Raw genomic sequence first — 14,804 nt, forward strand, 5'->3', positions numbered from 1 at the left:
AAGCAACGACGAATCGTCACCGAGATGGGCTGCGACCTCGGACAGGGTTTCCTCTGGACAGAGCCGGTGCCTTCCGATGAGCTTCCGGCGCTGTTCCTCGCCGTTGCGTCCGACCCGTCGCTGGCGACCTAGCACCAGCAGACCTAGGACCAGCAGGCCTACCCGTGGTCAACGAGACTGCGGCGACCACGTTGGTGTGGATGACGTGATCGTGGAGACCTGTCGAAAATCGAGGCCCAGCCGGTTCAGTCCGCGCTCACCTGATGACGGAATTTGTCCCGTCCGGTGTGTAGCGACCACAGCAGCTCGGCGAGGACGTCGGGATCCTTCTCGTCATCGCCCTCGACGATCCGCCCGCCGATGATGAGCTGAGACACCTGGATGCCCTCTTCGCCGAGGACCTCGTTGAGGAGCTCGGCATACGCGGCCTGACCGGCAAACGCGACGGAGGTGCCGGTGACGTTGCGACCCGGTTTGACCGCGGAGCCGCCGTTGACGAACAAGATCGTGCCGCGGTTCTCACCGAGGAAGCGCATGCCGGGCACCACCTGGTGCACGGCGGCGACGGGGCCGTAGATGGAGAACTCGATGGGACCGACGAGGTCGGCGGGCGTGGTCTCCATGACAGGGCGCATGAAGTCCTTCTGCGGCAGAGGGCTGTACTGGAGCACCTCGATCGGGCCCAGCGTCTCAGTCACCTGCTCGAGCGCCCTGGCGATCGAAGCCGGGTCGCGCACGTCGGCGGCGAATCCTTGCGCCTGCACGCCGTCCTGGGCAAGCTCTTCCGCGAGCGCATCGAGGCGCCCTTGGTTGCGAGAGATGAGCCCGACGGTGAAGCCCTCCCTGCCGAAACGACGTGCCACGGCAGCGCCGAGGCCTTTTCCTGCTCCGATGATGGCGATAGAAGTCATAGGGGCGTCAAGGCGACAGGGGCGCGATCTATTCCGACGCGAATTCCACCGCCGCTCGGGGCGTGTGGGGATGGGGCTGGTGGGTAGCGGGTGCTGGGTGGTGTGAGGGTCGCGCTGTCCGGTGGCGTGGGACCTTTGCCGGTGCCTTCGCGGCATTACCGGTGCAACACTTGCGGTGCGGGCGCATCGGCGACCCGACCTTGCCCAGGAGCCGCATCATGGATCACCGCCCATCCACGCTCGATCCCGCCCTCGACCCGCAGCAGCTGGCGCTGATCGACGCGTATTGGCGTGCCGCCAACTACCTGTCGGTCGGCCAGATCTACCTGATGGACAACCCGCTGCTGAGGGAGCCTCTGCTCGCCGAGCACGTCAAGCCACGTCTCCTCGGCCACTGGGGGACCACGCCGGGGCTCAACCTGCTCTACGCGCACATGAATCGGGTCATCAAGGAGCGCGACCTCGATGTGGTCTACATTGCCGGCCCGGGCCACGGCGGTCCCGGGCTCGTGGCCAACGCCTACCTCGAGGGCACCTACTCAGAGGTCTATCCCGCGGTCGGACAGGACGAAGATGGCGTGCGCAGCCTGTTTCGCCAGTTCTCCTTCCCCGGCGGGATCCCCAGCCACGTGGCGCGGGAGACGCCGGGGTCGATCCACGAGGGCGGAGAGCTCGGCTACGCGCTCGTGCACGCCTACGGAGCCGTCTTCGACAACCCCGACCTGATGGTGATGTGCGTGATCGGTGACGGAGAGGCCGAGACCGGGCCACTCGCAGCCAGCTGGCACTCCAACAAGTTCGTCAACCCGGTGACCGACGGAGCGGTACTCCCCGTCCTGCACCTCAACGGCTACAAGATCGCCAACCCGACCGTGCTCGCACGCATCCCCGAGTCCGAGCTCGCCGAGCTGTTGCGCGGGTACGGGCACGAGCCGATCTTCGTGGTCGGGGACGACCCGACCGACGTCCATCAGCAGCTGGCGGCGGCGCTGGACCGGTCGACCGACATGGTCGCCGCCATCCAGACGGACGCACGCAACGGCATCACGTCGACCCGCCCCCGATGGCCCATGATCGTGCTGCGCACCCCGAAAGGCTGGACCGGCCCCGACATCGTCGACGGGCTGCAGGTCGAGGGCACCTGGCGCGCCCACCAGGTGCCATTGACCGAGACACGCACCAATCCCGCCCACCGTGAGCTGCTCGAACAGTGGATGCTCAGCTACCGACCCGACGAGCTCTTCGATGTGTCCGGCGCCCTGATCCCCGAGCTGCAGGCGTTGGCACCGGTCGGGACCGGTCGGATGAGCGCCAACCCCCACACCAACGGGGGACTGCTGCTGCGCGAGCTCGTGATGCCCGACTTCCGCGACTTCGCCGTGACTGTCGACCGTCCCGGCGTCGACACCAGCGAGGCGACCCGTGTCCTCGGCGAGCTCCTGGGTGGCGTCATCGCCGAGAACCCTGCGACCTTCCGGCTCATGGGGCCCGACGAGACGGCGTCCAACCGGCTCTCGGCCGTGTTCGACCAGACCGACCGCGCCTGGGATGCGTCCATGGTCCCGGGCGACGACCACCTGTCACCCGACGGGCGGGTCATGGAGGTGCTGTCGGAGCACCTCTGCCAGGGCTGGCTCGAGGGATACCTGCTGACCGGCCGGCACGGACTCTTCAACTGCTACGAGGCCTTCATCCACATCGTCGACTCGATGTTCAACCAGCACGCCAAGTGGCTCAAGTCGACGCGCCGCATCCCGTGGCGCGCGCCCATCGCGTCGCTCAACTATCTGCTGTCCTCGCACGTGTGGCGACAGGACAACAACGGGTTCTCCCATCAGGATCCGGGGTTCATCGACCATGTGATCAACAAGAAGTCCGAGATCGTGCGGGTGTACCTGCCGCCAGACACCAACACGCTGCTCTCGGTGGCCGACCACTGCCTGCGCAGTCGCGACTACGTCAATGTCATCATCGCCGGCAAGCAGCCCGCGCTGACCTACCTGACGATCGACGAGGCCATCGCCCACTGCACTCGAGGTGTGGGCATCTGGCCGTGGGCCAGCAACGACGAGGACGAGCCCGATGTCGTCCTCGCCTGCTGCGGTGACGTCCCGACCCTCGAGACCGTGGCCGCGGCCGACCTGCTGCGAACCCACCTGCCCGAGCTGAGGGTCCGGGTCATCAACGTCGTCGACCTCATGCGGCTCGAGCCCGATACCGAGCACCCGCACGGGCTTTCAGCGAGCGACTTCGATGCACTGTTCACGGCCGACAAGCCCGTCATCTTCGCCTTCCACGGGTACCCGTCCCTCATCCATCGGCTGACCTACCGGCGGACCAACCACCACAACATCCACGTGCGCGGCTACAAGGAGGAGGGCACCACGACGACGCCGTTCGACATGGTCATGCTGAACGACCTCGATCGGTTCCACCTCGTGATGGACGTCATCGACCGAGTCCCGTCGCTGGGCTCCCGGGCGGCCACGCTGCGACAGGACATGGCCGATGCGCGCCTCCGGGCCCGCGCCTACACCCGCGAGCACGGTGAGGACGACCCGGCAATCTCTGGCTGGACCTGGCCAGACAGGGGCTGAGAGGTGCGAGTCCTCGTCGTCAACGCCGGCTCGTCAAGCCTCAAGCTGAGGTTGCTCGATGTCGCCAATGGTGTCGAGCGGTCAGCCGACCTTGCCGCCGGTGCCGACGGGATCGACGGCGACGGGCTGCGCGACACCCTCGCTGCGTGGCCCGCGCCCGATGCCGTGGGGCATCGGGTGGTGCACGGTGGCACGCACTTCACCGGTCCTGTGCACATCGACGCGTCCGTGCGTGCCGAGCTGGATGCCCTCACCGACCTCGCCCCGCTCCATCAGCCCAAGTCGCTCGCTGCGCTTGACGCAGTGGCCGCCCTCCTGCCCGATGTCCCGGCGGTGGCGTGCTTCGACACGGCCTTCCACACGACGATCCCGGCCGAGGCGTCGACGTACGCGATCCCGCTGGAGTGGCGGAGGCGCTACGCGATCCGCCGCTACGGATTTCACGGTCTGTCGCACGCCTACGCCTCCCGGCGCGCCGCGCAGCTCCTCGAACAACCTCGCGCGGGGCTGCGGGTCGTGAGCTGCCACCTCGGCGCTGGGGCATCTTTGTGCGCGGTGCTCGCAGGCCGCAGCGTCGACACCACGATGGGTTTCACCCCGCTCGAGGGGCTTGTCATGGCCACCAGGTCGGGGACCGTCGATCCGGGCCTGGTCCTGTGGCTGGAGGAGCACGAACACCTCCTGCCCCACGAGATCGCCACGACGCTCGAGCACCGATCGGGACTCACCGCCCTCGCAGGCACCGGAGACATGCGCGAGATCGAGGCGATGGTCGACCGGCACGACGAGCGCGCGCAGCTCGCCCTCGACGTCTACGTCCACAGTCTCGCGGCAGGCATTGCGGCGATGACCACCTCGACCGGGGGTCTCGACGCCCTCGTGTTCACCGGTGGCGTCGGCGAGAATTCTGACCTCGTGCACCGGATGACCGCGCAGCGGCTGGCGTTCCTCGGTGTGGCGATCGCGTCGCCCGATGCGGGGCATGGCGGACGACAACAGGACGATGACCGCGACATCTCAGCGGCGGGAGCTTCCGTCCGGACCTTCGTGGTCCGGGCACGCGAAGACGTCCAGATCGCCGACGAGGTCCGATCCGTGTCGGTGCCCTCCATCTGATCCACACCACCGATGCTGTGTGCTCCGTCAGACGCGGGGGTGCCCGTGGTCCAGAGCAAACGCGTCGATGACCTCCGGCAGCAACCCTCCAACATGCAGGAACCTGTCGTCGAGGACGTGTGCGAGGTCGTCCAGCGCGCAGGTGAGGATCGTCGACGCATGCTTGACGTCAGACCGGGGCGAGACCGAGCCTGCCCTCGCGAGCTCGGCGGCGTAGCCGAGGGTCGCGGCGAGGGAGGCTTCCATCTCGTCCTCGCGGAAGTAGTACGTCTCGGCGTACTCGCTGAGGTCGACCCGCACCCCCACGATGCTGGTTGCCAAGCCCTCCAGCACGCCTGCGGCCCATGAGGAGTCGAGATGGTCGAGTGTGTCTGCCCGGCGGAGGAGCATCAATCTGATCGAGAGGACACGCCGCCGGGTCAAGGCAGGATAGATCTGCAGGACCCACGACACCGCGACCGTCAGCAGTGCGAAGCCGAAGAGCGCCTCGAGCGGGTTGGCGACACGCAACCAGCCTGACACCGGGATGGCATCCCCGAGGCCGAGCGTCGAGATCGTGACAAGTGAGATGTAGAGGGCGTCCAGGACGGGGTTCGTGTCACCTGCGGCCCGACCGGAGGCGAAGGTGAAGCCGCCCGGGAGGTGCGGCAGGTAGACCAGAGCCCACCCGACGACGGCGAGAAGACCCCACACACCGATGACCGTGAGCATCGCGAGAGGGCCTGCGAGCCCGGCCATCCGCCGTCCTCTCGAAACACGCCACGTCGTGCCCAGCACGACACGGCTCAGCCGGCCCTGGAAGCCAGGGTGACCAAGGGTGTGGAAGATGTCCCTCAGGACCAGCACCACCATGACGGCGCCAAGGCCGCTGACGAACCAGTCCATCGTGTCCGCCTGTCGCATCGCCCGGCTCTACTGACGGACCGCGAGCTTGTTGTGCACTGCGGTGACGTGCGGGGAGGCCCACGCTGCGTGAGCGGCCTGCTCCTTCTCTGCCCAGGTGGTGACCACGCCACTCAAGGTCACCTCGGAGCCGACTGCCGCCACGGTGATCGCGTGGGAGTCCAGCAGTGCATGACGAACCAGCGCGCTCTTGATGAGATTGGCGGTGTTGGAGGCCGAGACGCGGGGGCTCAGGTCGATGCGGTTCTCGACGCGCAGCACGCCGGCAAGTCCCCGCACGAGATTCTCCGCCGCCCTGCGCTGGTAGTCCCAGTCGACCTCGCCGGTCAGCACCACGACATGGTCCAGCACCTCCACGTCGACGGCGCCCTGGGGCACGTCGGCGGACCACCCGATGACATTCCTGATCGAGACCGCGATGTCAGTGTCAGTGTGCTCGTTCCTGACGACGTCACGAATCAGCAGGTCGTCGGCAACAACCTGCACGCCGGCAACGCGAAGTGCGGCGTCCTTGGCATCGACGCGCTCGGCGTAGGTGTCCACCTCGCCCGACAGGGTCACGACCCCGTCGAGGACCGAGACGCCGATCTGCGAGTCGTTGACCTCCGGAGCCCAAGCGAGCTCTTCGTCGACGTCTTCCTTGATGAGGTGGTCGCGTTGGCTCTCTGTGGGTGTCGTCATGTCTCGAGCATGGTCCGGCCGCTGTCGGAGTCGTAGGGTCGGCGGTCCTCAGCGTCCGGGCCCTCGGACCCGCTGAGTCGTCCATCCTCATGACCACGACCGTTTGACTGTCGCCCTCCGCAGGGGCAATGGTCCCCGGCCAGCCGGGTTGTTCGGCCCTGTTGTGGCGCGCGGAGTGGTCGCACAGTGGGGACTGACGACGCAGCAGCGCCGACGACAGGAGTGACCCGTGCAGATCCAGATCAACACCGACAACAACATCGACAGCGGCGACAAGCTCACCAGCCTGATCGAAGGGGAGATCGAGTCGTCCTTCGGAGCATTTCAGGATCGCCTGACCACCGTCGATGTCCATCTCGGCGACGAGAGCGCCGGTCGACCCAGCGACAATGACATGCGCTGCATGATCGAGGTGCGGCCCAGGGGACACCAGAGCGTTGCAGTCTCGCACCACGCCGAGACGACTCACGAAGCCATCACCGGCGCCTGTCACAAGATGCACAGCCGGCTCGAAACGCTCTTCGGGCGGCTCGACCACGACCGCGCGAGCCACACCACTGTTCGCGGGACCACCCCGTGAGCGGCTCGGCCGTGCCGGTGCAGCGGCCCGCCGACACGCCGGGCGCGATGGCCGAACACACCGTCGTGGTCGCCGCGGCGAGCCGACACGGGAGCACCCGCCAGGTGACGCGGCGGTTGGCGGCCGTGCTGACGGCAGACCTGTCCGACCGATGGACAGTTCGGGAGGCGGACCTCTCCGACCTGCGTGTCCTCGAGGGTGCCGACGCTGTCGTGCTCGGCAGCGCCATCTACATGGGCCACTGGTTGAGAGCGGCGACCCAGGCGCTCCACCAGGTGAAGGATGCCCCCCTGCTCGACCTGTGGCTCTTCAGTACCGGCCCGGTCTCTGGCGACGCGGTGGAGAACGCTGCGGTGATCACTGCGGACAAGAGCGTCGAGTCCGGCTGCGCAACCGAGCACATGGTCTTCGCTGGCAGCCTCGACACGTCAACGTTGCGGTGGTGGGAGCGGCTCGTGGTCAACATCGTGAAGGCGGTCCCGGGTGATCGCCGAGACTGGACGCTCATTGATGCCTGGGGCCACAGCATCGCCGCACAGCTCACGCACGCGGTTGCGAAGCAGGAGCCCGACGCATGAATGTCGGGGGAGTGAACAACTCAATCACCGTAGGCGTTGCCGACAAGCAGCACGCGGCACTTTCCTACGCTGCGGCCGAAGCGGTTCGCATCGGCTGCGATCTCACTGTCCTCCACGCCTACACCGTGCCGCCCGGTCCGCCCACTGCGCTGAGCACGGCCTACGGAGTCGACATCGAGGAGGCCTTTCGCGAGAGCGGGAGGTTGGTGCTGGCCGACGCGGCCGACTACCTCGTCCTGGAACATCCCGGTTTGCTCGTCACGGGTGTCCTGGCCCGCGGTCCTGCCTCAAAGGCTCTGGCGGAGGAGAGCGCGCTCGCGCGAATGGTCGTGATCGGCCCGGACGATGCGCAACCGTGGTACCTCAGACTGTTCGAGAGCAGAGTCGCCCGCCGACTCGCCGAGCACTCCAGCTGTCCGGTCGTCGTGGTGCCTGACACCTGGGACGGCGACGCCGACTCACGCGGCGTCACCCTGATGCTCGACGGTGAGACCACTGCCCACGAGCCACTGCGGTTTGCCTTCGAGGCCGCCGATCGTGGCAGCAGGCGACTGCGCATCATCCACGTCCTGGAGCCCGACGACGGCGGCTCAGACTCGCGCGTGTGGCGGGAGATGACACACCTCATCGACCTGTGGGGAGCGACCCACCCACACGTACTTGTCACGACCACTGTCATCACTGGAGTGGCCGACCTCACCACGATCGGCTCGCTCGAGAAGACCGGGCTGCTCGTTCTCGGACGATCGCACGAGTCCCGACACATCACGGCTTTGTCACGATCGCTCGCGCAGAAGGTCATCGAGCACGCAAGCTGCCCGGTTGCCGTCGTGCCGCCCGTGTAGTGACGGCGACGCACGACCTACGGCAGGAGACCCGATCAGAGCGAGATGTCGGCGGGCTTGTCGTCGGAGTTCTGGCGCAGCTCGCTCTCCAGGTCGACGCCTTCGAATCCGCTCGGCGCGCACGGCACGACGATCACAGGGACGTCGGAGAATCGCAGGCAGTGGTCGACTGTCGCCTTTCCGACGTGCCGGGTGAGCTGGCTGCGAGTCGTGGAGCCGATGACGAGAAAATCAGCCCCATGGCTCGTCCTGACGAGTGCGGGGCCGGGCTCGTCCTCGCACGTCTCGCGCACGATCATCGCCCGCTCCTGGGAGTCAGCGGCTACCGCTTCGAGCGCCTCCCTGATGAGTTGCTCAGCCTTCTCGCGGGTGTCGCTGTCACGCCCGTCTGGGCGCCACGGCAGATGGTTCTCACCGGGTGACCAACAGGCGACTGCGAGGACTCTCCCGTGGCGAAGAGTGGCTTCGTCGAGGGCGACACGCAGAGCGGAGTGTGACGCTGGCTCGCCGTCGACACCGACCACGATGGTGGGCATGTGCATGGAAGGGGCTCCCTCTCAAGGTGCTGTTGACCCCATACTGGCCGTTGGCATCCAGGAGGCACAGGGTCGTGCCGCCCGACGACGGTGGACCGACGGCGCCGATCGCGGGACCTTGTACCTTCGCCACACTGTGGCGATGGCGGATACTCTGACCGGGGGGCGTCTCGTACGTTCTGGACAAACACACCATGAACACCATGGACATCAACACCATGGACATCAACGAGGAGTTCCCAGTGATTCGCGTCTTCCTGCTTGACGACCACGAGGTCGTGCGTACGGGTCTCAAACAGCTCCTGGAGAGTGGCGGCGACATCGAGGTGGTCGGCGAGGCCGGAACTGCTGCGTCTGCCATCGCCCGCATTCCTGCACTCAAGCCAGATGTGGCGATCCTTGACGCGCGACTCCCCGACGGCAGCGGCATCGAGGTGTGCCGACAGATCCGCTCCGACGACTCGACGACCAAGGCGATCATCCTCACGTCGTTTGATGACGACGAAGCCCTTTTCGCCGCGATCATGGCTGGCGCTGCCGGCTACATCCTGAAGCAGGTGACGGGCCAGGACCTCCTCGCTGCAGTTCGGCATGTCTCGACAGGTGGTTCGCTGCTCGACCCGCAGGTCACCGAGCGGGTCATGCAGCGCTTGCGCGACGGCGGCCCCGGTGAGCCGGAGGAGCTCAAGAGTCTCAGCGCGCAGGAGCGTCGGATCCTCGAGCTGGTTGCGGAGGGACTCACCAACAAGCAGATCGGTGAGCGGCTGTTCCTCGCCGAGAAGACTGTCAAGAACTACATGTCCAACGTGTTGGCCAAGCTGGGGCTGGTCAGCCGCACCCAGGCGGCTGTCTTCGCCACCCGTCTGCTGAGCTGAACGGCGCGAGGACCTACGTCCCTGTGCTGAGGGAACGTCGCCCGTGTCGTCGAGGCCCAGACGCAGGCACTGTCGGAGGAGGCGCTCGGGCCAGCCGCCCGAACCCGAGCACTCTTCTACAGACCGAGGGAGACCCACCGTGGTCATCGACAACAACGGCACCGCCGTCCACGCGCGCACCATCGTCGTCGGCGTTGTCAGTGACCGCTGCACCGGATCGCTCTCCTATGCGTTGCAGGGCGCCCTGACCGAGTCGGCGCGGGTGCGCATCGTGCGGGTGTCGGGTGCTGGCACCCTCGGCCGGCCCAACCTGCAGCTCCCGGTCGACACGATCGATGTCGAGGGCGACCCCATCGACGTCCTCACCGAGGAGAGCCGCCACGCAGACCTGATGGTCATCGAGTCGCCGGTCGACCTCCGCGCTGCCCTGATCGACCCGCTGATGGTGCACCTTCGTGACACCACGGAGTGCCTGCTGGTCGAGGTCGACCGCGACGGCCAGGTCGTCCGGGCGTCAGGGCCGCAGGGCTGGCGTTGCAGCATCGTTCCGCACGAGGCCTACTCGATGCCGTCGAGCGGCACGCCCGGCGCTCCCGCCGTGGTCACCGTCGGGGTCGACAATTCCGAGGCGAGCGCGTCTGCCGTCAGGTGGGCCCGTGCGCACGCCGCTGAGACGGGTGCGACGCTGCGACTCGTCGGTGTGTACGCCTCGACCGACGAGGCCCGACGCGTGGATGCTGAGAAAGCCGTCGCGTCGGCAGCCGCGACGTTGGGCGACACCAGTCTGGAGACGCTGGTGTCGGCCGGTGAGCCGGCTGGCGCACTGCTCGAGGCGGCTCGCGGATCGTCGCTGCTCGTCATCGGTCGGCACAGCCACCGCGGCATGATCCACAGCGCGCTGAGCATCGGCGACACCTGCGCTCGGCTCGCTGAATGTCCCGTGGTCATCGTCCCGCAGAACTGAATTTGAGCAGGACTGAGTCAGACGGGGACCGACCACACCAGCTGGGTGCCCCCACCCGGGCCGTCATGGGCCTCGAACGACCCTCCGTGGGCCGTCGCGCGGGCGTGCAGGTTGGCGAGTCCGCTGTAGTGCGGGCTCAACCCCTGACCCACCCCATTGTCGGTCACCTCAACCGTCACGTGGCCGGTCGCGGCCGAGATGACGACGTCGACCCTCGACGCATGGGCGTGCCTGTTCGCATTGGCGAGCGCCTCCGTCACGACTGCTGTCACATCGTCTGTCAGCGTTGCATCTGCCATGAGGTCGACGGGGCCGAGGAAGGTGACCCGGGGACGGGGCGACAGATCGTCCTCGCTGCGGTCGACGACCTCCAGCACCCGGGCGCGCAGACGCACCGAGGTGACCTCGGCGTCCTTGTGGAGGGCAAAGATGCTCTGCCGGATCTGGGCGATCGCCCCGTCGATCTCCTGGATCTGATCCACGACGCGCCTGGCTGAATCGGGCTCGATGCCCGCCGCCACGGCCTGCAGGCTCAGCCCAGTGGCAAAGAGCCGCTGGATGACGTGGTCGTGGAGATCGCGCGCGATGCGGCTTCGATCTTCGAGCAGCGCAACCTTGCGTCGGATCATCCGCGCCTCACCGCGGTCGAGGGCGACGCTGATGTGGCTCGCAAAGGATGTGCCCATGTCGAGGTCACGTGGTCCGAACGGCGGGCACCCCTGCCGTCGGGCCAGGCTCAGCACACCTGCCTGATCATCGCCGATGCTGAACGGGATCACCATCATGTTGCCGAGAAGGATCTGGTCGGCGAAACCGAGCAGATCGAGTACCTGGACCTCGGGGACGAGCACCGGCTCGCCGCCGCGAACAGCCTCCCCGGCCACGGCTTCGTCGAGCGCGAAGGACGTGCCGACGAGATCTGCTGCACCGGTGCCGACGGCGCGGTCGATGATGATGTCCTTGCGGGTCGACGTCACGAGCCCGATGCTCACCAGGTCTGCCTCAGCGAGCTCCTTGACCTGCTCGACAAGGAATCCGAGGTGCTCGTCGTCCTCGTCGTTCATCAGCCGGCGCGCTGTCTCGGCGAGGGCAGAGGCCCAGCGCTCGCGGTAGAGCGAGTCTTCGAACAGTCGGGCGTTGGCGATCGCGATGCCAGCAGTCGCGGCGAGGGCCTGAGCGAGCTCTTCATCGTCAGAGGAGAACTCGCCGTGCATGCTGTCGGTGAGGTAGAGGTTGCCGTAGACCTCGTCGCGCACCCTGATGGGCACGCCGAGGAAGCTGTTCATCGGCGGATGATTGAGCGGGAACCCGCTGGATCGTGGGTCGTCGGCGATCGTCTTCAGACGCACCGGGATGGGGTAGGCGATGAGGACGCCGAGCAGACCCTTGCCCTCGGGAAGGTGACCGATGCGCGTCACGGTCTCATCGTCGATGCCAACGGTGATGAACTGCTCGAGGCTCTGGTCGTCGGCGATGACGCCCATCGCTCCGTAACGCGCCTCGATCAGCTCGGTGCCGATCTCGACGATCTTGCGGAGCACCGTCGGCAGGTCGAGGTTGCTGGTCAGCTCGTTGTTGACGCGGATGAGGTCGCGCAGCCTGGCCTGCGACCGCATCATGACATCGGCGCGCTCAACAAGCTGGGACAAAAGAGTCTCGAACTCGAGCGTGGGCCCGAGTGCTGAGGTGCGAGGTGCTTGGTGGGGCATGTCACTCCCGGACGTGCCTAGACGATGAATCCCACAATACGCGTAGCTGGCGGCCCACCGGGCCGAACCTCTCATCCCCCGAGGACCAAAGTCCTCGCAAGACTGGTCGTCGGACGGTGCCCTGGTGCCGGCGGGCGAGACATGGTGGAAGGGAGCCAATCGCCTAGGAGATCCCATGAACGCCTCACACCAGCCCGTCGTCGTCGGAGTGTCAGACAAGCAGCCGACCGCCGTTCGATATGCCGTTGCAGAAGCGGGGCGTCTTCGCACCAGTCTTCGCGTCGTGCACTGCTATGAGCTGCCGGCGCAGGCTGCCGAGTTCTACATCGGCACCGACATGCTCGACTCGATGCGCATCTCGGGTGAGTCGGTCCTCGATGACGCGCGGGAGGTCGTCGAGGGCGAGTCCTCCGCGATCGAGGTCGAGTACGTCCTCGCCCACGGGGTGCCCGACCAGGTGCTCCGCGCCGAGAGCGCTGAGGCTGGCTCGATGATCCTCGGAGCCGATGACGTGCCGTGGTTCGATCGGATGCTCGGCAGCGAGGTCTCCAGCTTCATTGCCCGCAAAGCAAAGTGTCCCGTTGTGATCGTCCCCGAACGCGGCGTCAGATCTGCCGACACCGGTGGGGTCGTGGTCACGATCGACGGTGACACCTCAGCCGCGGGACCGCTGCGTTATGGGTTCGAGCAGGCTGATGCCCGCGGCGAGAAACTCGTCGTGCTCCACGTCGCACCGACTGCGACACTGCCGCAGGACTTCGAAGACCACCAGGCCAACGTGGCCGAGGTCGTCGCCGGCTGGCAGGAGCTCTACCCGGGAGTTCAGGTGCTGCGCTCCACCACGACCGGCGATCCGGTCGAGATCAGTATCGCCTCGACGGCAGATGCGTCGCTCGTCGTGATCGGCCGTCCCCACGGCCACACCGTCCCGTTCGCCACGGCACGCCCTGTCGCGATGCAGGTGCTGCGTGAGGCGCAGTGCCCCGTGGCCATCGTTCCGGCTGACTACCTCTGAGCTGCATCGGCCGAGGCGTCAGCGCCGGCTGACGCGCAGCGAGAGGTAGGTCGCTGCCGCCAGCGGGATGGGCAACCAATACTCCGCCAGCCGCCAGGTCAGCACCCCGAGGAGGGCGACGGCCGGGTCAGAGCCGAAGGAGATCAGCGCCGGGACGAGGACACCCTCGACGATGCCAAGACCCCCCGGGGTGATCGGTAGCCACGCGAGGAGGCAGGCCGCGGCGTAGACCGCCAGCAACGGGCCTGCGTCGGACCAGTAGCCGTAGGCGCCGAGGCAGACCCAGAGGCAGACTCCGTCGAACAACCAGTTGCCGACAGCCCAACCCGCAGTCTGACGAAGCAGCCGCCTGTCCGAACCGAGGCGCGCAATGTGCTGTGCGAGCTCACGAAGAACCCGACCGGTGCTCTCGGCACGCAGGAGAGGCACACGTCGGGCGAACCCTTCTGCGGCCAGGAGGGCACGATCGGTGTGCCTCATCAATGCTGTCGCCGCCAGGCCAAGCACAGCAAGGACCGCGAGCGCGACGATGCCGGCGGCCTCGTAGCCGGGGTGTCCGCCGAGGTGGGGCACCGTCAGGCCGAGTCCGATCACGAACAGGGCGATCAGCGCGACGATCGACACGACCGTCTGGATCGCCGCTCCCGCGGCCGCGTCGCCCCGCCGGACGCCGGCCACCGTCAGAAGGCGGTAGCGCAGTGCGACGGTGGCAGCGCCGCCACCGGGTACCACGTGACTCACCCCGAGTCCGCTGAGGTCGATGCGCAGGAGCGTCCAGTACGACGGCCTCCCGACTGGACTCAGCGCGACGCGCGTCAGAGCGCTGTAGCTCATCAGGGAGGCGGCTTCGAGTGCCAGGGCGGCCACCAGCAAAAGAGTGTCGGCCGACGCCAGCAGCGTCATGTCCTGCCGTGCTCCGACCAGCTGCGGGAGGACGACGTACTCGACCACCAGGATCGTGACGACCACGAGGCTGACGTGCCTGACCCAGCCGAACCACCGTGATCGTCCGAGCCGTCGCAGGACAGCCCTGGCGCCGGTCTGCGTGGTGGTGGACGTCATCGGTCGGGGCTCACCATCTGATCGTCGCCTGACCACGGCCCTGACGCAGGGGCAGAAGGTCCCGTCATCGGGTTTTTTGGTCAACGTCTTACGGAGTGGACGGCGTCCGCCGCATCGTCGACGAATTCTGCGCCGACGTCGGGCACGTCGTGGCCTGGGCGATCGTACCGTCGACCTACGGCTCGAGGTGGTTCAGCAGGGCCGTTCGACCCTGCAGACCCTGACCGTGGACCGTGGTCCGGCCGGCTCTCCTGGACGACAGTCGACGTAGAGACAGCGCTAGAGGCTGCTCACACATGTGGAAGGACACCCATGAACGTTCTCGCCCTGATCCTCGTCATCGTCCTCGTGGTTCTCATCGTCGCCGCGATGCTGGGGGTCAAGATCGTGAGGCAGTTCGAGAGCGGTGTGCTCTTTCGTCTGGGCCGGGTG

At 67.1% G+C, this 14,804-nt stretch carries 14 protein-coding genes; 8 read left to right on the plus strand and 6 right to left on the minus strand.

The features are described from left to right. Nucleotides 1–245: 245 nt before the first annotated feature. The gene (locus H7290_RS19260) at nucleotides 246–911 is read right to left on the minus strand and encodes an SDR family NAD(P)-dependent oxidoreductase (RefSeq protein WP_290515637.1); all 666 of its coding nucleotides are present in this window, start codon (nucleotides 909–911) and stop codon (nucleotides 246–248) included. A gap of 218 nt (nucleotides 912–1,129) precedes the next feature. Here H7290_RS19260 and H7290_RS19265 point away from each other — a divergent pair, with 218 nt between their 5' ends. Both H7290_RS19265 and H7290_RS19270 read left to right on the plus strand, forming a co-directional pair. After that, the gene (locus H7290_RS19265; protein WP_290515638.1) at nucleotides 1,130–3,508 is read left to right on the plus strand and encodes a phosphoketolase; all 2,379 of its coding nucleotides are present in this window, start codon (nucleotides 1,130–1,132) and stop codon (nucleotides 3,506–3,508) included. Nucleotides 3,509–3,511: 3 nt separating this feature from the next. Further along, nucleotides 3,512–4,624, plus strand: a complete 1,113-nt coding sequence (locus H7290_RS19270) for an acetate/propionate family kinase (protein ID WP_290515639.1) — start codon at nucleotides 3,512–3,514, stop codon at nucleotides 4,622–4,624. A gap of 27 nt (nucleotides 4,625–4,651) precedes the next feature. Here the strand turns inward: H7290_RS19270 and H7290_RS19275 are convergent, their stop codons facing one another. Then, nucleotides 4,652–5,527 carry a potassium channel family protein gene (locus H7290_RS19275; RefSeq protein WP_290515640.1) on the minus strand — a complete coding sequence of 292 codons (876 nt, stop codon included), beginning with the start codon at nucleotides 5,525–5,527 and terminating at the stop codon, nucleotides 4,652–4,654. Nucleotides 5,528–5,536: 9 nt separating this feature from the next. Continuing rightward, on the minus strand, nucleotides 5,537–6,208 hold the full coding sequence (locus H7290_RS19280; protein WP_290515641.1) for a BON domain-containing protein: 672 nt from the start codon (nucleotides 6,206–6,208) through the stop codon (nucleotides 5,537–5,539). Between the two features lie 229 nt (nucleotides 6,209–6,437). Between H7290_RS19280 and H7290_RS19285 the strand changes: the two genes are divergently transcribed. From H7290_RS19285 to H7290_RS19295, 3 genes are read left to right on the plus strand one after another with little or no spacing between them, the layout of a single operon-like run. Next, nucleotides 6,438–6,788 carry an HPF/RaiA family ribosome-associated protein gene (locus tag H7290_RS19285; RefSeq protein ID WP_290515642.1) on the plus strand — a complete coding sequence of 117 codons (351 nt, stop codon included), beginning with the start codon at nucleotides 6,438–6,440 and terminating at the stop codon, nucleotides 6,786–6,788. Next, nucleotides 6,785–7,366 (plus strand): flavodoxin domain-containing protein, encoded by a 582-nt coding sequence (locus H7290_RS19290; RefSeq protein ID WP_290515643.1) that lies wholly within the window; start codon nucleotides 6,785–6,787, stop codon nucleotides 7,364–7,366. Before H7290_RS19285 ends, H7290_RS19290 begins: the two co-directional genes overlap by 4 nt. A gap of 11 nt (nucleotides 7,367–7,377) precedes the next feature. Next, a complete protein-coding gene (locus H7290_RS19295; RefSeq protein ID WP_290515644.1) occupies nucleotides 7,378–8,211 on the plus strand; it encodes a universal stress protein in 834 nt (277 codons plus the stop codon). Nucleotides 8,212–8,246: 35 nt separating this feature from the next. Here H7290_RS19295 and H7290_RS19300 read toward each other — a convergent pair whose 3' ends face one another. Beyond that, the gene (locus H7290_RS19300) at nucleotides 8,247–8,753 is read right to left on the minus strand and encodes a universal stress protein (RefSeq protein ID WP_290515645.1); all 507 of its coding nucleotides are present in this window, start codon (nucleotides 8,751–8,753) and stop codon (nucleotides 8,247–8,249) included. 188 nt (nucleotides 8,754–8,941) lie between these two features. Between H7290_RS19300 and H7290_RS19305 the strand changes: the two genes are divergently transcribed. Further along, the gene (locus H7290_RS19305; RefSeq protein WP_366927657.1) at nucleotides 8,942–9,622 is read left to right on the plus strand and encodes a response regulator transcription factor; all 681 of its coding nucleotides are present in this window, start codon (nucleotides 8,942–8,944) and stop codon (nucleotides 9,620–9,622) included. A 139-nt stretch (nucleotides 9,623–9,761) separates the two neighbouring features. After that, a complete protein-coding gene (locus tag H7290_RS19310; RefSeq protein WP_290515646.1) occupies nucleotides 9,762–10,586 on the plus strand; it encodes a universal stress protein in 825 nt (274 codons plus the stop codon). 17 nt (nucleotides 10,587–10,603) lie between these two features. Here the strand turns inward: H7290_RS19310 and H7290_RS19315 are convergent, their stop codons facing one another. Then, on the minus strand, nucleotides 10,604–12,295 hold the full coding sequence (locus H7290_RS19315; protein WP_290515647.1) for a GAF domain-containing protein: 1,692 nt from the start codon (nucleotides 12,293–12,295) through the stop codon (nucleotides 10,604–10,606). 175 nt (nucleotides 12,296–12,470) lie between these two features. Between H7290_RS19315 and H7290_RS19320 the strand changes: the two genes are divergently transcribed. Next, entirely contained in the window at nucleotides 12,471–13,310 is an 840-nt protein-coding gene (locus H7290_RS19320) for a universal stress protein (protein ID WP_290515648.1), read from the plus strand. A gap of 18 nt (nucleotides 13,311–13,328) precedes the next feature. Here H7290_RS19320 and H7290_RS19325 read toward each other — a convergent pair whose 3' ends face one another. After that, nucleotides 13,329–14,372 carry a lysylphosphatidylglycerol synthase transmembrane domain-containing protein gene (locus H7290_RS19325; RefSeq protein ID WP_290515649.1) on the minus strand — a complete coding sequence of 348 codons (1,044 nt, stop codon included), beginning with the start codon at nucleotides 14,370–14,372 and terminating at the stop codon, nucleotides 13,329–13,331. Between the last annotated feature and the right edge of the window lie 432 nt (nucleotides 14,373–14,804).

Origin of the sequence: Aeromicrobium sp. (assembly GCF_014378035.1) — a bacterium.
GTDB lineage: Bacteria > Actinomycetota > Actinomycetes > Propionibacteriales > Nocardioidaceae > Aeromicrobium.